This window comes from Vibrio sp. Hep-1b-8 (assembly GCF_006124995.1).
GTDB lineage: Bacteria > Pseudomonadota > Gammaproteobacteria > Enterobacterales > Vibrionaceae > Vibrio.
In genome coordinates, this window is sequence record NZ_QEWN01000011.1 from 25,583 (window position 1) to 46,207 (window position 20,625).

20 protein-coding genes and 1 pseudogene are annotated in these 20,625 nt (G+C 43.8%); 14 read left to right on the forward strand and 7 right to left on the reverse strand.

All coding sequences use genetic code 11. The features are described 5' to 3' along the window. Positions 1 to 74: 74 nt before the first annotated feature. From nrdG to DA100_RS03895, 4 genes are all read left to right on the forward strand, one after another. Positions 75 to 545, forward strand: coding sequence for an anaerobic ribonucleoside-triphosphate reductase-activating protein (gene nrdG, locus DA100_RS03880; RefSeq protein WP_138970972.1), 471 nt, complete (start codon positions 75 to 77; stop codon positions 543 to 545). A gap of 157 nt (positions 546 to 702) precedes the next feature. Next, positions 703 to 1,884, forward strand: coding sequence for an amino acid aminotransferase (locus tag DA100_RS03885; protein WP_138970973.1), 1,182 nt, complete (start codon positions 703 to 705; stop codon positions 1,882 to 1,884). A gap of 61 nt (positions 1,885 to 1,945) precedes the next feature. Then, positions 1,946 to 2,596 carry an ATP-dependent zinc protease gene (locus tag DA100_RS03890; protein WP_138970974.1) on the forward strand — a complete coding sequence of 217 codons (651 nt, stop codon included), beginning with the start codon at positions 1,946 to 1,948 and terminating at the stop codon, positions 2,594 to 2,596. A 223-nt stretch (positions 2,597 to 2,819) separates the two neighbouring features. After that, positions 2,820 to 3,206, forward strand: a complete 387-nt coding sequence (locus DA100_RS03895) for an NUDIX hydrolase (protein ID WP_138970975.1) — start codon at positions 2,820 to 2,822, stop codon at positions 3,204 to 3,206. An 81-nt stretch (positions 3,207 to 3,287) separates the two neighbouring features. Here DA100_RS03895 and DA100_RS03900 read toward each other — a convergent pair whose 3' ends face one another. Beyond that, positions 3,288 to 3,761 (reverse strand): FKBP-type peptidyl-prolyl cis-trans isomerase, encoded by a 474-nt coding sequence (locus tag DA100_RS03900; protein ID WP_138970976.1) that lies wholly within the window; start codon positions 3,759 to 3,761, stop codon positions 3,288 to 3,290. 17 nt (positions 3,762 to 3,778) lie between these two features. Continuing rightward, complete coding sequence (locus DA100_RS03905; protein ID WP_138970977.1) at positions 3,779 to 4,399, reverse strand: thiol:disulfide interchange protein DsbA/DsbL; 621 nt, start codon at positions 4,397 to 4,399, stop codon at positions 3,779 to 3,781. Positions 4,400 to 4,683: 284 nt separating this feature from the next. On the opposite strand from DA100_RS03905, the gene DA100_RS03910 reads away from it, so the two are divergent. Both DA100_RS03910 and DA100_RS03915 read left to right on the forward strand, forming a co-directional pair. Next, positions 4,684 to 5,301: an OmpA family protein gene (locus DA100_RS03910; protein ID WP_138970978.1), complete on the forward strand. Its 618-nt coding sequence runs from the start codon at positions 4,684 to 4,686 to the stop codon at positions 5,299 to 5,301. Positions 5,302 to 5,539: 238 nt separating this feature from the next. Next, positions 5,540 to 6,688: pseudogene (locus tag DA100_RS03915) on the forward strand (HD domain-containing phosphohydrolase). A 94-nt stretch (positions 6,689 to 6,782) separates the two neighbouring features. Here the strand turns inward: DA100_RS03915 and DA100_RS03920 are convergent. Beyond that, on the reverse strand, positions 6,783 to 7,028 hold the full coding sequence (locus tag DA100_RS03920) for a YgjV family protein (protein WP_138970979.1): 246 nt from the start codon (positions 7,026 to 7,028) through the stop codon (positions 6,783 to 6,785). Positions 7,029 to 7,330: 302 nt separating this feature from the next. Continuing rightward, the gene (locus DA100_RS03925) at positions 7,331 to 7,648 is read right to left on the reverse strand and encodes a DUF496 family protein (protein WP_138970980.1); all 318 of its coding nucleotides are present in this window, start codon (positions 7,646 to 7,648) and stop codon (positions 7,331 to 7,333) included. Positions 7,649 to 7,835: 187 nt separating this feature from the next. On the opposite strand from DA100_RS03925, the gene DA100_RS21230 reads away from it, so the two are divergent. The 6 genes from DA100_RS21230 (at position 7,836) to luxQ (ending at position 14,060) form a co-directional block, all read left to right on the forward strand. Next, positions 7,836 to 8,030 (forward strand): hypothetical protein, encoded by a 195-nt coding sequence (locus DA100_RS21230; protein WP_138970981.1) that lies wholly within the window; start codon positions 7,836 to 7,838, stop codon positions 8,028 to 8,030. Positions 8,031 to 8,064: 34 nt separating this feature from the next. Then, positions 8,065 to 8,715 (forward strand): YceH family protein, encoded by a 651-nt coding sequence (locus tag DA100_RS03935; protein WP_138970982.1) that lies wholly within the window; start codon positions 8,065 to 8,067, stop codon positions 8,713 to 8,715. After that, complete coding sequence (locus DA100_RS03940) at positions 8,715 to 9,029, forward strand: GIY-YIG nuclease family protein (RefSeq protein WP_138970983.1); 315 nt, start codon at positions 8,715 to 8,717, stop codon at positions 9,027 to 9,029. The genes DA100_RS03935 and DA100_RS03940 overlap by 1 nt, the downstream gene beginning before the upstream one ends. A 75-nt stretch (positions 9,030 to 9,104) precedes the next feature. Next, positions 9,105 to 10,262, forward strand: coding sequence for a conjugal transfer protein TraF (locus DA100_RS03945; protein WP_138970984.1), 1,158 nt, complete (start codon positions 9,105 to 9,107; stop codon positions 10,260 to 10,262). A gap of 148 nt (positions 10,263 to 10,410) precedes the next feature. Next, positions 10,411 to 11,508 (forward strand): autoinducer 2-binding periplasmic protein LuxP, encoded by a 1,098-nt coding sequence (locus DA100_RS03950; RefSeq protein ID WP_138970985.1) that lies wholly within the window; start codon positions 10,411 to 10,413, stop codon positions 11,506 to 11,508. Next, positions 11,508 to 14,060 (forward strand): quorum-sensing autoinducer 2 sensor kinase/phosphatase LuxQ, encoded by a 2,553-nt coding sequence (gene luxQ, locus DA100_RS03955; RefSeq protein ID WP_138970986.1) that lies wholly within the window; start codon positions 11,508 to 11,510, stop codon positions 14,058 to 14,060. The genes DA100_RS03950 and luxQ overlap by 1 nt, the downstream gene beginning before the upstream one ends. 33 nt (positions 14,061 to 14,093) lie before the next feature. On the opposite strand, the gene DA100_RS03960 is transcribed toward luxQ, so the two are convergent. From DA100_RS03960 to yccS, 3 genes are all read right to left on the reverse strand, one after another. Next, positions 14,094 to 15,353 carry a hydroxymethylglutaryl-CoA reductase gene (locus tag DA100_RS03960; protein WP_138970987.1) on the reverse strand — a complete coding sequence of 420 codons (1,260 nt, stop codon included), beginning with the start codon at positions 15,351 to 15,353 and terminating at the stop codon, positions 14,094 to 14,096. 94 nt (positions 15,354 to 15,447) lie between these two features. Continuing rightward, positions 15,448 to 15,723 (reverse strand): hypothetical protein, encoded by a 276-nt coding sequence (locus DA100_RS03965; RefSeq protein ID WP_138970988.1) that lies wholly within the window; start codon positions 15,721 to 15,723, stop codon positions 15,448 to 15,450. Positions 15,724 to 15,928: 205 nt separating this feature from the next. Next, positions 15,929 to 18,100 (reverse strand): YccS family putative transporter, encoded by a 2,172-nt coding sequence (gene yccS, locus DA100_RS03970; RefSeq protein WP_138970989.1) that lies wholly within the window; start codon positions 18,098 to 18,100, stop codon positions 15,929 to 15,931. A gap of 256 nt (positions 18,101 to 18,356) precedes the next feature. On the opposite strand from yccS, the gene helD reads away from it, so the two are divergent. Beyond that, on the forward strand, positions 18,357 to 20,423 hold the full coding sequence (helD, locus tag DA100_RS03975) for a DNA helicase IV (RefSeq protein ID WP_138970990.1): 2,067 nt from the start codon (positions 18,357 to 18,359) through the stop codon (positions 20,421 to 20,423). Positions 20,424 to 20,434: 11 nt separating this feature from the next. Then, positions 20,435 to 20,625: divalent cation tolerance protein CutA (gene cutA, locus DA100_RS03980; RefSeq protein WP_138970991.1), on the forward strand; the 191-nt coding region annotated here is incomplete at its 3' end.

Below are 20,625 nucleotides of genomic sequence, written 5' to 3' on the forward strand. Positions count from 1 at the left end.
GGGTAGTTGAATTGCAACACTAACAAGTAACATTGAGCCCAAAACTGGGCTCAATTTGTTTGAATGAGTAAAGTATGAATTACCACCAATATTACCCCATAGACGTTGTAAATGGTCCAGGCACGCGTTGTACGCTGTTTGTCTCTGGTTGTGTGCATCAGTGTCGCGGTTGTTACAATCAGTCTACTCAACGTTTGGATTCGGGTATCCTGTTTACTCAGCAGGCAGAAGATCAAATCATTGCTGATCTCAACGATACGCGTATCAAACGCCGTGGGTTATCGTTGTCGGGGGGAGATCCACTTCATCCGGCCAATGTACCTCATATACTCAAACTGGTTAAACGAGTACGAGAGGAGTGTCCAAATAAAGATATCTGGGTATGGACTGGTTACACATTGGCAGAGCTTGATGATGCGCAACGTGAAGTGGTCCAATATATCGACACTCTGATTGATGGTAAGTTTGAACAGGACAAACGCGATCTTAACCTTGAGTGGCGGGGGAGTTCGAATCAGATTATTCACCGCTTTAAAATCGACTAGTAGAATTTGCTGCAAAAAGGGCGAAAGTTAAATAAATGTTAAATGATTCGGATTTTTATCCTGTTTTGCACTTTAGCGCTGAAATTTTATTTCTAGATTTATAAATTAGATGTTAACTTGAAGGCCGTTACTTGAATTTCAAAGGGTTGTGACTTTCATGTTCTCTCATTTACCGACTCCTACATTGGATCCTATTCTTTCTTTATCCGTTGCTTACCGCAACGATCCACGCGCCGAAAAAGTTGATCTTGGCATTGGCGTGTATAAAAACAGTGCTGGTGAAACACCAGTAATGAAAGCGATTTCTCAGGCACAAGACATTGTTGTCGCCACACAAAAAACGAAATCTTACGTTGGTTTGGCGGGGTGTGAAGAGTTTAACCAGTCAATGATTGACTTGTTACTTAAAGGCACTTCAGCGATGGATCGTGTTGCTGCAATCCAGACTCCGGGTGCAAGCGGTGCACTACGTATGCTGGGTGACCTGATGAGGGTAGCCCAGCCAAATACGACGGTTTGGATTTCCAATCCTAGTTATGTCAACCACCGACCAGTAATGGAAGCGGCAGGTCTTAAAGTTAAGCACTACAGCTATTTTAGTCCTGAAACTAAGCAAGTTGATGTTGCTCGTATGATGGATGAGCTTGCACAAGCGGGTCCTGAAGATGTGGTTTTACTTCATGGTTGTTGCCATAACCCAACAGGTGCCGACATCAATTTCGATGCTTGGAAAGCGATTACAGAGTTGTCACAGAAAAATGGATTTATTCCCTTTGTTGATATTGCCTACCAAGGATTTGGTGATGGTCTAGAGCAAGACGCACAAGGTCTTCGCCACATGGCTAACAACGTGGAAGAAATGCTGATTACCACCTCATGTTCGAAGAATTTTGGTCTTTACCGTGAACGTACCGGTGCTGCAATCGTGGTTGGTAAGTCGGTCGAAGATGTGAGTAATGCGAAAGGTAAGCTTCTCACTCTGGCTCGTGCAACTTATACCATGCCACCCGATCACGGTGCAGCATTAGTCAAAACTATCTTGCAAAATCAAGAGCTAACCGCAGTTTGGAAGCAAGAGTTAAGTGAAATGCAGCAACGATTGTTAAACCTTCGTCAGACTTTGTGTCATGAATTGAGAAATAGCCACAATACTTCACAATTCGATTTTATTGAGAGCCACAAAGGCATGTTTACTGTGCTAGGCTTTAGCCAAGACCAAATGATGCAACTCCGTGAACAATATGGAATTTATGGAGTAGGCGATGGTCGGATCAACATCGCAGGTTTAACTGAGAAGGACATTCCTTACGTAGCCGAAGCGATTGTGAACGTTTCATAAGTGTTTTGGGGCGAGTTTTCGCCCCTTTTAACACAGCAGTTTGTCAAAATTAGGTGACCGAATGAATAATACGTGGAAAGCACTAATTCCATTTATGCTAAGTGGCGGTTTAATCGCTTGTTCGACAACGGGACAACCTCCTGTAGAACCCGAGCAAAAACCACAGATTGAACAACCCAACGTTGAAAAACCGCAAATCGAAGAGCCGAAGCAAGAAATTGAAAAGCCAGTTGCGCCAGTCGTAAAACCTCAACAACCTGTCGTTGAATTAAAACCGAAAAAAACCTCTGATGGTAAATTGTTGCTGGGCGAAGAAGAGTGGGTCTATGTTCCGGGCTTAGATGCCAATTTCAAAGCGCGCGTAGATACAGGAGCGACAACCTCTTCTATCAGTGCAATCGATATTGTTCCTTTTGAGCGCGATGGTAAAGATTGGGTCAAATTCAAGATCGAGCATGAAGGTATCAAGAGCAAAGAAATTGCTCTGCCTGTTCAACGCTGGGTTAAGATCCGCCAATCAAGTGCCGATGGTAGCCACGAGCGCGCGGTTGTGGAAGCATGGATTCAAGTGGGCGAGTTGAAAGAGAAAACAGAATTTACTCTGGCCGATCGCACCCACTTAACGTTCCCACTATTACTCGGACGTAGCTTTTTTAAAGATGTTGCCGTTGTCGATGTCAGCAAAAAATACATTCAAGATAAGCACAAATAATTTATCTAATTGACCAAAATTAAGACCAGCACCAGGATTATGTGCTGGTTTTTTTATCTCTCTAGATCATGTTTTTGTTTAATGAATCAGCATCATAATTAACATTGAGTTAATATCTGGTCAAAAAGTCAGCAGTGTGCTCGCTACTATTGAACCCTTAAAAGAACAACATCTCTGTACGATAGAGCGAAGCATTAAACAAACATTGGAAAGGAGTTGTCATATGAAGCACTTGTCTATGGCTATCGTTATGAAAAATGGCAAAGTGTTGGTTCAGGAAAGATTTAGAACATCAAAAGGCATGGTTTTCGAGTTTCCAGGTGGTGCAGTGAATAAAAATGAATCAGGCACTGACGCTGCAGCTCGTGAACTTTACGAAGAGACAAAAATTGATGGTGTGACTCACACGGCAACTTTCAGTGGCATAAATGATTTTGGTGGACGTATTTACTACGCCATTTTTAGTGCCACGGATGAGCATGAGCCAACGGCTGTCGGCAGCGAGCGTCAACAGACTTTTCACTGGTTATCGCCAAGTGAATTGCCTCTCTCTGATTTCTATTCTGCTGATGTTGACTTTATTCAGCGTCATCTGGTTAATTACGCTTAATTCGGTTGCATTAATAGACGAATTTTGTGCAGATAGCAAAAAGCCAACGGATGTCCGTTGGCTTTGCGTATTTTAATGATTTTATTGAATTTCTAGCAGCTCGACATCGAAAATCAAACTCGCCGCAGGCGGGATAGGACCAGTGCCATTTTTGCCGTAAGCAAGTGGGCTAGGGATGTATAAGCGGAACTTATCGCCTACCGTCATGTAAGTTAGACCTTCCTGCCAGCCTTTGATCACTTGATTCAATTTAAAGCTGATTGGTTCACCGCGGTCAACTGAGCTGTCAAACACCGTACCATCGATAAGCGTGCCATGGTAATGAACTTTCACTGTGTTAGTTACTGTTGGATTTTCAGTGCCTTCGCCTTTATGCAAAACCTCGTATTGCAAACCACTTTCAGTCATGATGATATTATCGCGCTTAGCGTTCTCGAGGAGAAATGCTTGCCCAGCAGCAAAGTTTTCTTCACTCGCTTTGTGATTTGTCCAAGTGCGGTAGATGAAAAATGCCGCAAGAATGAAAACAACGATAGGGAAGATGATTTTAGACATAGTTTCTTTCCGTAGAATTAAGGTTGTTGAAGCAAGAAGTTAATGGTTTCAGCGATGCTTGCCACATCTTGGTGACCGCTGGTTATAACCTGATATTTACCATTAACAATGAAAGTAGGGACGGCGTTGATCTGACCTTGGGTTGTGATGTCATCAGCGATTTGCATTGCAGCAAACAATTGTTTTTGTTGCTGTTCATCAAAGTCATAAGGACTGGTTAACCCACGGCTATGGAAGACTTGATCGAGGGCGTTCTTCTTATCTGTAAGTGTTGCACCATCTCCCATTTGAGTTGCAGCAAACATCTCGTTCATCATCTCATGATCGGGTTTTTTGCCTAATTGCATTTCAGCCGCGTAGTAGATCATTGCACCAATTTGTGCGCTCTCGTTAAACGTTACGTGAACTTTACCGACCGACTGACCAGTGAGTTTCTCAATGGTTGGCATCTCATTTTCCATCTGGCGGCAATGACCGCAGTTGAGTGAAAATACCTCGGTAACTGGTGGCAAACGAAATGTCGCTAAGTTGACTGGAAGTTGTTCATACTGCTTTCCTTCCACGGGACCAGAATTTTCGCTGCAGCCGACTAGAAGTGCAGAAAGAGTAATAAAAGCAAAGGTTGCGAGTTTTTTCATGATGATATCTCGAATCGTGACGGTGTCGAAATTGATGAGTGACACCAGCGCGATATCTATGTGAGTTAAAAGTAGGATGATTTTACTGATTCAAATTGAGAAGCGAAACCATTCGATGACAGAATTGGGTGAATAAAGTATTTCTAACGATGAATAATGCGCTGCCTGCATTTAGCTGTTGATATAATTGTAAGTGTCGAGATAAAAATTGCCTGAAAAGGGCTAAAGATTATTCATTTTTGCCGATACAGATTATGTAGCGTAACGGAACTCACGGTGGACTCATGAAGCAAATTATATTACCCCTTATTCTCCTAATGTCAGGCTGTAGCAGCATGACGGACGAGATGGCATTTTGGGATGATAACTTGTTGGACAGCGCGCCAAAGTCGGATTTTGATGTTCGCTACCCTGAGTGGGGCTCACAGCCTGTTATGTCAACTTCTGGCGTTCGCGGTCCAATGGGGCAACAACGTACTCAGAGCTATAGTGATTTACAGAACTTCCTGGTCAGCAATGGTATCGATTACGAAATATTGCCGGGTAATCATGTCATGGTGCGTCTCAAAGACACGATAAAATTCAATACAGGCTCGTCTCGAGTCGCATCTGATTCAAAATACTGGCTGGATATGATGGGAAGCTACTTGGCAACACAACCGAGTATCGACATTGTTATTGACGGGCATGCTGATAGCACCGGCGCGCCAAGCTTTAATGACAGCTTGTCAATGAAGCGAGCAAATGCAGTCAAACAGCAGCTTGTTAGTAACAGGGTCGCGATGGATTCAATTTATACTCGTGGTTATGGTGAATATGTGCCCGCATGTAGTAACAGAACTAAAGAAGGTAAAGCGTGTAATCGCCGTGTTGAAGTGCTGTTTATTGTTTCAACTAACTGATTAAACTTGTTAATTTATCAATGACTTGAAGCTTGCTTTCTACGTGCTTGATGGAGAGGAATGCTGTTCTGTATCAACTATTCTGCAATGTAACGGTGTAATAACCATAAACTTTATGATGAATTTCTAACTTTGAGTAGTTTTAGGTTAGCGTAGTGTTAAATGTCTGATAGGTTGGCTCTCAAATATGAGATGTTGTTCCAAGAATTTATCAGAAAAATAAAGGCTACTTTGCTGTATGTTCAACTATTCGCTTTTAAACCACATTGCTGCTCAAGATCTTTCCCTCATCCTCAAGCTGACAGCATCTATGAACATGTCCTCGATTCATACCCGCAAATGTCCCGTTTTTCCGTTGCGCTAATGGGTGAAAACAGCGTCTCCAACTACTATGTTAAAGACACTATGGCTGATGTGGGTCGTTATGACTTTGAGCAACATGAGCTCCGTGATAATTCCTCCTTAACCAGCATTGCTTATACTGCAAATATAAGAATAATCAGTGATTTACGTAAAATGTTTCAGACGATCGTATTCGCAAACTGATCGGTTTGGGTCATAGAAGTAGCTACACTTACCCCATTTCGTATCAAGGCAAAACGATCGGTTTTATCTTTGTTAATGCCAAGGAGACGGGATTCTTTTCACGATGTGATGTCGAACGAGATTTTGCCTACCTTGCTCAAGTAGTGGCAAACCAATTTATACAATTATTCGAAAGCCAGCGGCATTTTCAGTTTCGTTGGAAATTGCGCTGAAAATGGGTCATGCCAGAGATCCCGAAACCAAAGAGCATTTAACCCGTATGGGTATGTATAGTGAGTTACTTGCGCGCTTTTTATCAACAAGCTTGAGTGAAATTAGCCACCAATTTATTCACCGTATTCGTCTCTACGCGCCTTTTCATGACATTGGCAAATATTTGATTCCAGACGATATTCTTTACAGCGATAGGCGCTTCACACCGGAAGAGCGGGCGGTCATGAATAATCACACTATCTACGGCGAACAGATCATTGATGAAGTGGTTCAGTTGTCAGGAACTAAGACAGTTTCTGAAGGTGAAATTCAATTCATCAAAAACATCGTCAGACATCACCATGAGTGCTTTAACGGCAAGGGGCTACCTGACGCGTTGAGATCTGACAGCATACCGCTTGAAGCACGTATTGTGACTTTGGCAGATGTGTTTGATGCCCTTCTGAGTAAACGAGCTTACAAGCCAGCGTGGGAACTCAGCGAAGTCATTGAATACATTAAGCTTCAAAAAGGGAAGATGTTTGATCCGATGTGCGTCGATGTATTGCTTGCCAATTTGGATCAGTTTATGGAAATCCGTTCTAAGTATTTGGATAAAATTGACAGTCGAGAGCTGATTGCAAGCTGATGCTAATCGGCACTTATAGCGGCGAAACGTTAGTAAATAAAAAGCCCTTGATGATAAAACATCAAGGGCTTTTTTCAAATCTTTCTACAGTCGGCTAGGCTGCGCTTTTAACAGCGTCGCTTTTTTTTTCGCTTTGCATCTTCGCTAGGAAGTAGACGTTAACGCAGGCAATGAAACCGTTTGTTACTACTACTGGCCATGCATCAATCATCAAACCGTATGCAGTGAACAGCGCACAGCCGATGAAATTAAGGACACGAAGGCGCACGATGTCTTTCATTGTTAGTGAAATAGCAACCATGATAGACGCTGCGTAACCTAAAATTTCAACCATATCCATAATTTGACCCTCTTAATTTTTGCCGAACGTTGTCGGTACCAATTCTTCTCTTCTTGAGATAAGTGAGGAAGCTCCATGCCTCGAATGGTCTAAATGATTAACTGAGATGAAATATAACAGGGCTAAATGTGTGATGGAAGCCCCAAAAAAGGGAACGGAGAAGGTTAGCGATTACGCAAACGTTTTACGCATTTTCGTCAAAAGTGATAACCAAACTTGTTGGTTGATAATGGGAAATACCTTACAAAGAAAAAGCCTGCACAGGGTGTGCAGGCTTGACTAATTTGGCGACTAGCCGTTGGCTACTTTTTCTTACCTTGAATGATTTTGTCTTCTTCAGTCAGTTCGCGGATACGGCGGCTAATGTCGCGACGCTCTTTCGAGATTTCAGCGCTTTTGATGATATGGTCATCAACGCGATCTTCGTAGTCCGCTTTCATGTTCTTAATGATACCAACGATTTCTTCGTTGCTCATATCTGCCTTGATGTAGTCAAGTAGGTTTTCTAGAAGATCGACACGCTTACGGTTGTCACGAACTTTCTTTTCGTTATCAATAAGCTCACGTTTTAGCTTATTTTTTCGACGTGCTTGAGCTACGATTTCAAATACACCACTCATAGGTCCCTTTCCTAATATTTTGAAAAACTGTCAATGATTAAATCATAACATCTAGTGGGTTAACAGTCCTAAGATCAATCATTACAGTGTGTTGACGTTTTTATCGCCAATCTATCGGCAGACGATTGAGCCTGCTAGTGGTTCGATATATGATTTCCATATTCTGTGGCAAGGTACGATGTAATAAATGCGCACGTCCGAAATTATTATGCCTAGTGAGACAATAGAGCCATCGCCCGGACGGGCTAGTCGACTAGTCAAAGCATATAAGCATGAACGCACTCGGCAAGAGGTGACAGAGATCGAGCTCAACCGAAGTAAAATAGTGATGATCGATGAGAACGGAAAAATTAGAAAAGTTCCTATCCTCGCTGAACACTAGAAGAGCGTTTGCAACAACATAGTAAGGAAAAGGTATGAATATAGAGCTATCCCCAGTAGAAGCCCGTGTGATCGGATGCCTGATCGAAAAAGAGGTCACAACACCGGACTACTACCCATTGACATTGAACAGCCTGACGACTGCTTGTAACCAAAAAAGCAATCGCGAGCCTGTTATGTCACTGACTGATGTTGAAGTTCAACAAGCTGTGGATGGCCTTATCGCACGCCGTTTAGTCAGTGATGAAAGTGGCTTCAATAGCCGTGCGAGTAAGTTTCAACACCGTTTTTGCAATACAGAATTTGGTGACCTTAAACTGACCGAACAGGAAAAAGGGATTGTATGCTGTATGCTTCTACGCGGTGCACAAACGCCAGGTGAGATCAGAACCCGTACCAACCGTCTTGCAGACTTTGCTGATGTTAAAGAGGTAGAGGCCGTTTTGGATAGTATGGCTGCGCGCGAAGATGGAGCGTTAGTGGTTAAGCTTCCGCGTGAGGCAGGTAAGCGTGAATCTCGCTATATGCACCTATTTAGTGGCGAAGTTGACGTTGAGTCATTAGCCGCAACCGCTCAGTCACCAGTCGTGAATAATGATCGAATCAGCCAGCTAGAGTTGGAAGTTCAAGAACTGAGATCAGAAGTCGCAGAGTTGAAGGCTCTGGTTGAACAGCTTTCGGCCTAATGAGCTCGTTGCTCACCCCCTCTTTAAAATTACATTCGGATTGGTATGTTTACCTAATCCGAATGTCTAACAATGCCCTTTATTGTGGTATCACAACCGACCTTGAACGTAGGTTTCGGCAACATTGCAATGGAACCGGAGCAAAAGCACTAAAAGGTAAAGGTCCTCTCAAGCTTGAATGGCACCAATACATAGGCACTTCGAGAAGCGAAGCGTCAAAAATAGAATACCGAATCAAGCAATTATCTAAGGCGAAAAAAGAACAAATTGTTTCAGGTGAATATGTGATAGAACGATGTATTGATAACGCATAAATTATTCGTTATTCCTACAAAATTCCCCAGATGTATTAATCTTGTTTATGACTAATAAAAAAGGTTGATATGGATATGAATCAATTAAGTAAAATATCTTTGGCAGTGGGCTCAATCATTTTGGCTTGTACCGCTCAAGCGGCAACGGTCTCTCCTGATGGCAGAGGCAATGGTATGGGGAATACAGGGGTGACCAGTGCTGATTATGTGTTGGCTCCGTTCTATAACCCTGCTTTAGCCGCCGTTTACCGCGATAGTGATGACTTTGGTTTACTGGTGCCCGCAATAGGGGCGACAGTGAGAGACACTGAAGAATCATTAGATACGATAGATAGCCTTCAAGATACGATTAAAGCGTTTGAAGCATCGGGTAGTCCAGATGCGACAACATCAGCACAGTTAAATAGCTATCTTACACAGCTAGCGGATGATAAACCGCTTGCGGTAAGCGCGGGGGTGGGTATCGCCGTCGCACTCCCTATCAGCACGCTTTCAGCTAACATCTTTACGCGCGGCTATGCGGAGATTGTTGCGACACCCGAAATCGCGGCTAATGGTGGTGATACCCCAGCAGCAGTAGAAGCGCGTTACAATAACTCCAACGTCGATATGATTGCCTTTGGTTATACTGAGTTTGGTGTTGCTCTGGCGAAACGTATGACCATCCAAGGTCAGGATGTTGCTTTGGGTATCACGCCAAAGTACCAACAACTGCGTACCTACAAGCAAAGTCTTTCTGTTGAGAGTTTCGATATCAGTGACTATGACAAAAGTGAAACTAACGAGAACTATTTCAACTTAGATCTTGGTGGGGTTTGGTTTTATGACCAATACCGATTTGGTGTGGCGGTGAAAGACCTGTTTTCTAAAGAGATCAATACCTTAGATATTAGCGGTGTCAGTACTTATAAGCTCAACACACAGGTGACGGTTTCTGGGTCTTATAGCATGGACTATTTTGTTGCGACGGTAGACTGGGATCTAACCAAACAGAAACGTTTCACCGATCTTAACGACGACACCCAATTTTTACGTTTTGGTGTTGAAGGAAATGCATTTGGATGGGCGCAGCTCCGAGCGGGTTACCAGATGGATATTCAAGATACTTTGGATAACTCCTTCACCGCGGGGATTGGTATCAGTCCAGGAGATCTTGTCAGTCTCGACTTTGCTGGTAGCTATGCAGGAGACAACCAATTTGGTCTGTCAGGCAATTTGTCTTTTACGTTCTAGACACTATACGGCATAATGAAAAGCCGAGTAAAATTAATGGCTTGAAGGCTAATGATTGAGCTCGGTTTCATTGATAATAATGAATTATAATTGAAATAAAACGATTCAAATTATTATGCTCAGCTAGCTAGTCAAAAGAGAAAATGGCATGTGTAAGTATAAACTTCTTTCTTTATTCGCTTTGTATTCAGCAACGTCAATGGCTCACACTACGCAGGTTTTAAACGGCTATTGGCAATACGATGAATATCTCGATTCGCATCCTCAGCAACGACAATTGACGGACGCATTGAGCGAAGAAGTTCGCCGTTATCCCACTCCTCTCGCAGCCAAACAAGTAAAGCCAATTTCAATTTCTGTGGTTTATCCCGGGCAGCAGATTTCAGATTACTGGATTCGAAACATCAAAGCGTTTGAAATGCGATTAGAAAAGCTGGGCATCAGATACAGTATTAATCAAGTATTTACTCGTCCAAATGTCGATGTTAGACAACAGAGCTTGTCGCTGCTTGAAGCAATCCAAAACAAATCCGACTACCTGATTTTTACTCTCGATACCACACGCCATAGAAAGTTTATTGAGCATGTGCTGAGTTCAACAGATACGAAATTGATTCTACAAAATATTACCACTCCGGTAAGAGCTTGGGATCAACAGCAGCCCTTCATGTATGTGGGATTTGACCATATAAAAGGGACTCGCGTGATACAAGAATACTACAAGTCAGTCATCCCCAAAGAGAGTCGCTATTCGGTGCTCTATTTCTCGGAAGGTTACGTGAGTGATGCACGCGGAGATACTTTCATCGAAGAGATGAGCCATCATGACAGTTACCAATTATCCTCTTCTTTCTATACCAAAGCGACACGAGAGTCTGGGTACCTTGCTGCGAAATCAGCATTAGAGAAGGATAAAAATCTAGATTTCATCTATGCATGTTCGACCGATGTCGCTTTGGGAGCCGCCGATGCGCTTAAAGACTTAAACCGCAATGATATCATGCTGAATGGTTGGGGTGGGGGAACCGCTGAATTGGAAGCCATTGCCAACGGTCAACTTCAAGTGACGGCGATGCGCATGAATGATGATACCGGAATCGCGATGGCAGAAGCGATTAAGTGGGATCTCGAAGGAAGAAGTGTGCCACATACATATTCCGGTGATTTTGAGCTTGTGACGAGCAATGATAGCCCAAGCAAGATCGAGAAGCTCAAGCAGCGAGCATTTAGGTATTCTGATCAATAATGGCAAGATTATTCGGACAGGCTGGTAAGAGCCGATTAGCCACGTTATTAACCAACTCGATCTTTCTTGTTATTGGTGGGCTAATTGTGGTTATGGTTTTACAAAACTACCAGGTTAACCGAGATGTTGTATCGCAAGAGGTTGCTCGTACTAAGAAGCAAACGCAGAGCTTGGTTCAGGAAATTTTTAACTTTCGAGTCAAGTCGATTGAGATACAACAAGATAGCTATAGCCGAAATCCGGTCTTGCTAGAAAGTTTGGTAAGTAAAGATGCTCAATCCCTCGATCTATTCTTCAATAGTATGGATCAGCTTTCTCCAGACATTACACCTGACTTTCGCTACATTATCAGTGATGACCAACTTATTTGGGATGACGCGAATTTTCAGTTCTATGGAATTTCAACGCAGCAGTTGCTGCATATTACACAAGATGTGACTACCGGGTTTGATTGGCATATTTCGCAGACCCCTTCAGTGATGGGAATGAGATACCTTATGTTAAGGCGTTCCTCTATTATCGATTTAGAGTCAGGGGAAGTGGTCGGGAATCTTTTCGTTGGTATTGTTCTTAACAACAATTTCTCGATTGTTTATGCACTTGCTCAAGGCAGCAATGCGGATCAGGTGCTGTTAGCGGTAGGTTCTGAGGTGATTGCGGCGAGTGACAAGGATGGCGACGATAAATACACTCAATGGTTAGCGCAATCGCCCGACGAGCTTGATTCGAGCGGTGTTACTGTTTCTAGAACGGATCTCACCATTAATAACGTGGCGACTTTTCTCTCAATTTATACGGTTCAGGATAACGAACACATTGTCCATTTTGTTCGGAGTTATTATGTTTGGTTGGCGATCACGGCTGGATTGATCATCTGTATCGCCATCTACACTCGAATCTGGCTCGGTAAAAGAGTCTCAAAAGAGTTACGTTCTTTGATGACCTATACAGATGCTTCGATTCAGGAACAAAAACTTATCGAATTTGAAGGGTCGTCTATTCAAGAGTTTCATCAAATAGGCCAGTCATTTCAACGTTCATTTAAACGACTTAATGATCAAGAAAAGCAGTTTGCTGATTTGTTTAACTTCTCTTTGTCACCTGTGACGTTATGGAACGTTGAAGGTGAGTTAGAGTGCTTTAACCCGTCGGCTGAAAGGTGTTTTCGTACCCATGGCGCGCAAGATCAACTGATTTCAAGTTTGAAGCCGCACATTATGATGTGTGCTCAAGGGGCAACCCTGACTGGCATCAACACCGCTATTGCCAACAAAACCTTTCGTTGGAACTTATCTCCTATTATGAGAGACAACAGCGTCTCGCAGATCATGGCGCAAGGTCAGGATATCACCAGCTTCATTGAAGCAGAAAAGCAGAGTCAAGCTGCACGTGAAGAAGCAGAAGAGTCGGCGCGCATGAGGGCGGACTTCCTCGCTAAAATGAGCCATGAGTTGCGGACACCGCTCAACGGTATTCTTGGTGTATCCCAGTTACTCAAAGATAAAATGGTTGACCAAAGAGACATAGAGCACATTGAAGTTCTATGCAACAGTGGTGAGCACCTATTGGCGGTATTGAACGATATACTCGATTTTTCAAAGATAGAGCAGGGGCAGTTTCATATCGAAAGCGCGCCTTTCCGCTTGGCTGAGCTGACAACAACGGTAGAAAGAATCTTCAAGCCGTTACTGGATAAAAAAGAGGTCGCCTTCGACGTTGTAAATAAGATCCCTCAAGACCGATGGGCACACAGTGATCAGGTACGTCTCAATCAAATTATTTTTAATCTGGTTAGCAACGCAGTCAAGTTTACCCATTATGGCAGTGTCCGAGTCGAATTAGACTGTGAACAGACTGACTCTGGGTGTTTACTCAAATTAGAGGTATCGGATACTGGGATCGGGATTGATCAACTGCGCATAGCGCATATATTCGAACCTTTTGTCCAAGCAGAATCAAACACGACGCGTGAGTATGGTGGCAGCGGCCTAGGTTTGGCGATTGTGCATAGTCTTGTCACCATTATGGACGGAGATATTCAGCTAGAGAGTGAAGTCGATGTTGGGACGAAGTTTATCGTTAAAATACCGCTAAAAGTCGGTAGCAATGAGTTGATCAATGTAGAAAAAAGCGCCCTTGCTGAAGACCCCTCAACCTTATTTCCTGAGTCACTGCATGTTTTGCTGGTGGAAGACAACAACACCAACGCTTTTATCGCGAAAGCGTTTTGTGAAAAATATGGAATGACGGTTTCATGGGTTAAAGATGGTGTTAATGCAATTGAATTTTTGCGTTCAGATCCCAGTGTGGCTATGGTCCTAATGGACAATCAGCTCCCCAATCTTGGCGGTATCGAAGCGACGGAAATCATTCGTAAAGACTTAAAGCTTACTGTGCCTATTTACGCATGTACGGCCGATGGCATGCAGGAAACCAAGCAAGCCTTTCTAGCGGTGGGGGCAAACTACGTGATAGTTAAACCGATTAAAGAAATCGCGCTAAACAAAGCATTCATTCACTTCAAAGAGAACTACTACGCGCAAGTGAAATAGTATTGGGCAGCGGATAAAACGCTGCCCAGCTGTTTATCGCGCCAGTTTTTGGTGCGCACGAGAAAAATGATCGGCACAAAAAGCGCCAACGATCGAGAGTTCTCCCGCTAAGCAAAGACAGGCCGCGACCTCCGCCAAGGACTTTGCTTTCCCAGCACCAGATAGCCCCATTATATCGAGGCACGCTTTCTGTGTTGGTAAGCCAGTACCACCGCCAACAGTACCTACCATCAGATTAGGTAGCGTAACGCTAGCGTGAAGCCCTCCATCCTTGTTGAGTAACATGCGCGTAATGCCAATTGCCGATTCAGCGACGCACGCGGCGTCCTGCCCGCAAGCAATATAGAGTGCGGCGAGGGCATTTGCATAGTGAGCATTGACGCCGATACCACCACTTAGTGCTGCACCTGTGGTGGTGACTTGTCCGAAGCGGACCATTTTGTCTGGGGTAGTATGAAGGTACTTTTCTACCAACGCTTTATCTAAATGAACCTCAGCGGTCACCTTTTTACCACGAACATGGCGCAGCGTATTGGCGTTAGGCTTCTTGTCTCCAGAGAGATTACCATCCAGAAATGCTTCCGTTGGCGGGACTGGGGAGTGAGTCAAAATGTAGTGATACACTTCGTTCGTTGCAATCGTGACCATGTTTTGGCCAGAAGCATCGCCAGTATGAAACTCAAAAACCAGATAGACTTGGCTTGCTTCGATATTGACATTGATATCGTGAAGCTTACCGTGCGAGGTTGTGGACTCCGCGACGCGTTTGAATTGATCGTATTGTGTCACAACCCATGCGACAAACTGGCCGGCATTGGCAAGTGAATCAAAACAAAATACAGGCGTGCGAGTGACCCCTTCATTGAGTAACATTGCACTTGCACCGCCAGCTGCTGTGATCAATTGAGCGCCTCTATTGTAGGACGCAACTAAAGCCGCTTCGGTGGTCGCAAGTGGGATCAGGAAATCGTCATTCGCATAAAGGCCGTTAACACGAAGTGGCCCAGCAATACCCACTGGTACTTTAACGGTGCCAATAAAGTGCTCAATGTTTTTATTGTATAGCTCAGCATTAGTTTGGGTCTGCTCGTCAAGTAACACTGATTGTTCAGTAAGGTTAGCGAGTTTGCTCCATCTTTTTTCGAGCGTTTTATCCGAAATATACGGACTGGGTGTCAGTCTTGTTTTTGGACGCTCAAAATGGGGGCTGAGTTTTTGTTCTAATGTGAGGTTATGTTGCTCTGGCTGGAGGAAATTGTGGTCTTTTAGTCGAGATAAATTCAGTTTGGGCATTGCAAATTAAAACGGGAAATTTATCTGCATTCTACCCGATAGACTCGGGAACTCAATGGTTGCTTAATGTATTGCTACAATTTACTTCATTTCGTCAGACGTGAATATCAAGCAGTGTACCAATCATCTCTTGGTCACGCTGCAATACATTGGTGCCTATTCTGCTGTATTGTTCGGCACTAGTGAGTTTGGTGAGAGGTTCAAAATCAGAAGCCGGCGCTTTGAATTCGACTTTGTTGAACTCGTAGCCGTCTTTGTTTGCGATGGATTGTAATTGCTGGTTTTGTTGGATTTCAAGCGCAGCGTCTTCGGCCATCTTCGACGACATATCAATGATTTGATAACCGGATTGTACAGAAGATACTGGCATAAACACCTCCACTTAATTAAAGCTTAAGGGGTGATTGCAATTACAGCAAGTTGTGCTAAGAAAAAAGGCTCGAAATCAGTGACAGTTCTTCGTCAGTGACTAAGGTTTCGTCACATGAATCCAGTTTGCTATTGATCTCACCTCGCAATGTACGTAATTGCTGAGGTGACAGTGAAGAGCAAGGGCTCTTCACTAAGATAAGGTTTTATGCAGAATGAGCAGGTTGTGCCACACGGACTGCAAATTTACTCGCGAGTGAATGAAGCTCCGGCAACATTCGGTAAATGAGATGGAGTTGTTGCAGAACCATGCGTACTGAACTATCGTCCTCTTCGCGCCATTCGGATAAGCGTTGCTCCAAGGCAGGGTCATCGATATCGCTGGTATCACAGTTATCACAATGCTGATTAAGCTGGGTGAACAGCACCTCCAAATGCTGGTGAATGACTCTATGAGTATCAAGGATCAGTTTATGCGTTTGATCATCGGCAATTTGGGTTCGGTGCGCACCTAATGCAGAGATATAGCTGAGTAGGGCGTGGTTTAGAGTCAAGAAGCGATAGCTCTCATCCACCGCAGCAAGATAGCGACCAGGCTCTGCTAACATAGTGCTGATAGCGGTGGTTAACGTCGCATCTTGATTGTGTGCGTGACGGCGAGAAATGCGATAGTTGAGACTGTCTTTTTTACCAATCCGATATTGGCCGATAATTTGCGCCAGATAATTTTTATTAGCCGCTATCGCCTCTGCCATCACTTTGTGCAGACGTTTCGATTGCCAGTCGGGTAAGATTAATGCCACAGCAGCAACGGCGAGAGCACATCCGATTAACGTATCGGCAAGTCGTGGCAATACTACCGCGTATCCTTCTCCAAGTTGATTAAAGCAGAATAAGACCAGCACAGTGATAAAGCCAGTTGCGTAGCCGTAGTTAGCCAGACGAAAGGCGAAGAATGCCACGCCGGATATCACTACGAAGACCAACTGACTTTCTTGTGAAGGGAAGAAGGTTAGCAGCGGTACACCAATAAACAGACCTGCAAATGTACCTAAAACCCTTGCGACAAGCTTTTGTCGTGTTGCGCTGTAGTTTGGCTGACAAACGAATAGGGTAGTCAACAAAATCCAATAACCCCGTTCAATATCGAATAATTGAATGATGCCATAACCAAGAGTTAATGAAATCGACATGCGCACCGCATGGCGAAAAAGCATTGAGTCCTGAGTAAAATTGGCACTGATCCGCTGCCACATTGCTTTGAGTGTATGTGCTTCTGTGTCATCAAGAGCATCTTCTTCAAGTCTGTTCGCATCAGGGTTGTTCACATTACTAAGCTGTTTCTCTACCGTGGCAAGGTTATTAAATAGGTAGCCAAGCTGCGAGAGTAAAGAACGCCATTGTGGGTTTTGATGAGACTGCAAATAGCTAAGGGAGTTTTGCAACTCATCAAGTGCCATGACGGACTGGTTATCATGTTGATATTCCTTGCCTAAACGTATTGCGTTGGCAATTTCTCGACATGATTTAGCTTGGGTCTCTAACAAATGTTTAAACCGGAATAAAACGTCAGAACGTTCAAAATGGACAGCCAATTCTTGATAACGGTAGTGTGTTGAACTGATCCGTTCATGGATGTCTTGGGCTAGGAAGTAAATGTTGAGAAATCTATCACTGGTTGCATCCACGTGGCCGCGCTTTGAACGCCTTAAAAAAGTCGCTTTGCAAGAGTTGAGCGCATTGACCGTGGCGGCATTCAAACGCGCTTCTTTCAATCGATAAGGTTGTGGCGTTAGATTTGATACCGGATGAAAGAGCTGACTTTTCGAATCAAGGTAATTGGCGAGCTGAATAAACACATTGGCCAAGTTTTGTTGAACGGGTTGAAGCGGCCATAGTGCGTGCCAAATCATAGACATCAAATAGTACCAAGCCGCACCGGAGAGCAGCATAAGTGGCTGGAACCAAATATCCGTACTTTGATGAGCACCTAGCATGGCGTAAATAGCAATCAGTAAAGAGCCAAACGCGATACTGGCGTAACGTGGGCCGATAGCCCCCAAAATAATAAAGCCAAAGGTTGAGGTAAATAGACCAATGGCAAACAACCACGGTGTATTAAACAACAACTCTATGGAAAACGCGGCGACGGCAAAACAAACCAGCGTCAAACTCTGTGATTTGAGACGTCCGGTGAAACTGTCGTCACTTTCGGCTAACGCTGCGGCAATCACACCCAGTATCAATGGGATGATCTGTTCATTGAGCTGCAAGTACCAGGCAGGTACGACCACGCCAAGAAGGGTGACGAGAATGAGCAGGCTATAATTGATGGTTTTATTTGCCCAATAGTGGCGTAGCTGACTAAATAAATTCACTTGCAGAAATCTGTAGGTCATAAGTGCGTTGAGAATAACAAGATCTATATGGTAACGAGCTGATCCAAATAAAGATACTAGATACTTTGGTTAACTTTTGTCCATTGTCGAGCTTGACTAATTCTGGTTGTTCGAAAACGAACGCTGTACTAGGGTAAAACCAGTGCTGTTACTCACTATTTTTAGCGTAATTCTGTCAAAAGAGAAATCAATTCAGTTATGATGATTGCAATGGAATCAGAAGGCTTACATCGAAATGCAGCTAACCGCTAACAAGACTGCACAGTTTTTTATCCAACGCGAATACTATCAAGTAGAATTAGAATCCGATGCGTTGATCCTCAGTTCAGAAACCAGCGAAGAACACATTCCGTTTAATGTATGGAGTGGTCAGGTTCAAGTCAAAAATGGCCTGTTTTGGGGAGGGCTACTTTTCTTTGCATATAGCAATGAAGGCGAAAGGCAAGCTTGGCTAGTACAGGGTCTACCGCTTGATAAGTGCCGAGACTTCGCGCGCCTTGCCATCGCACGCTACCAAAAATGGCACCAAAATCAGTGCCAACAGCTATTTATACACTTACCCAAATGGGAACAGGCCATTGAGCAGTTTCATCGTCAACCTGCTTTTCTTACCCATTCGTTCGTAAAACAATGGCAGGACTCCGTTAGTGCGGATTTCGCTCAGATGAATATGAATCTTGAAGATGCATTACTGAGAATGCCCGAACGCATGGGCAAGATTGAGCCTTGGATTAGTGATTCCGATCAGAAGCTAAAACACCGTAACGAGCTTTGGATGGAGAATGAGCTAGAAAATTGGCAAGTGCTCTTTTCGCAAATTGAGTCCTCACCATTGAATCTGAGTCAAAAGCGTGCGGTTTTGCTTAACGATAACAATAACCTCATTCTCGCAGGGGCGGGTTCAGGTAAAACCAGCGTACTGACAGCACGTGTTGCCTATCTGTTGCAAAGTCACATTGCTCGTCCGGAAGAAATTCTCTTGCTCGCGTTTGGGCGTGATGCCGCTGATGAAATGAGTCAACGCCTTAATGATAAAGTTGGATTAAGTGCAGAACGTGTCAAGGTCAGTACTTTCCATCAGTTAGGGTTGCATATACTCAATCAAGTCGAGAGCGAGCTTGTCACGATTTCTCCGTTGGCGATCGATGACAATCAACGTAAGAGCTGGTGTATTGATTGGCTCAAAAAACACTGGATGACACCAACCAACTTTAAACGTTGGCAAAAACATCTTTCGAAGTGGCCAATCGCATACTTAGCTGGTGACGATGAACTGGGAAGCCATGTTGAGAATCCGAAGCTTATCGCGTGGCTAGAACAGCAGTTGTCTCAGCTCGCATCGATGGAGTGTGGAAAGAAAGAACTTCAACAGTTATTGATCGAGCACCCTGAATACACACGTTTAAACAGTGAGTTATCTTTGGTATGGCCGTGCTACCAAGCTTGGAATCAACAGCTTAAAGAGCAGGGACATATCGACTTTAACCTTATGATCTCCAAAGCGACCCAACATGTCGTCAAAGGCAAATTTCGATCGCCGTGGCGTTACATTATGATTGATGAGTATCAGGATATTTCTCCTCAGCGTTTAGCACTGATTGAGGCGCTTTGCCAACAAGAAGAGTATAGTGACTGCATACTGTTTGCTGTCGGCGACGACTGGCAATCCATTTATCAATTTGCAGGTTCAGATGTTGATCTTACTACTGGGTTCGCCAAGCGCTTTCCAAACTCAACAATTCATCATCTTGATACCACTTATCGCTTTAATGACAAGATCGGCGAAGTGGCGAATCGATTTGTGCAGCAAAACCCAATCCAGATTCCTAAGGCGCTCAATAGTCATAAAGAGCAAAAATCGAAAGCGGTGACGCTGATTCCTGCCGGAAATGTGGAAAAAGTGCTCGATCAATTGAACAGGAACGCGAAATCGATTCAGAGTGTATTGATATTGGGCCGTAACCATTACCACAAACCTGAGCTCTTACGTGATTGGCAGAGAAATTTTGGTTTACTCTCAATTGAGTTTATGACTTGTCATGCCAGTAAAGGCAAAGAGGCTGACTTTGTTATAGTTGTGGGGGTCGACGAAGGGCAGTTCCCTGCCCGTGTCAAAGCACTGCACATTAATGGAGCCTTGACCCAGTCTGAAGATAGCTTCCCTTATGCCGAAGAGCGACGCTTGTTTTATGTCGCTTTAACTCGAGCGAAAAAGAAAGTCTGGGTAGCACATACAGGTTCAGGTTCTTGTTTTGTCAAAGAACTCTGTGAGCAAGATTATCCAGTCATCGTACAGAAGTAAGGAAATCACCAGTGAGCGGTCAGTATTGCATTACGTTAACCACAACAGATAGCGATGAAAGCGCGCAATTGATCATTAATTCAGTGTTGAATAAGGGATTGGCAGGGTGCATTCAGACGATGCCAATCCACAGTCATTATGTTTGGAAAGGGGAAGTCTGTTCCGACAATGAGATATTAATGATCATGAAAACCAAAAAAGC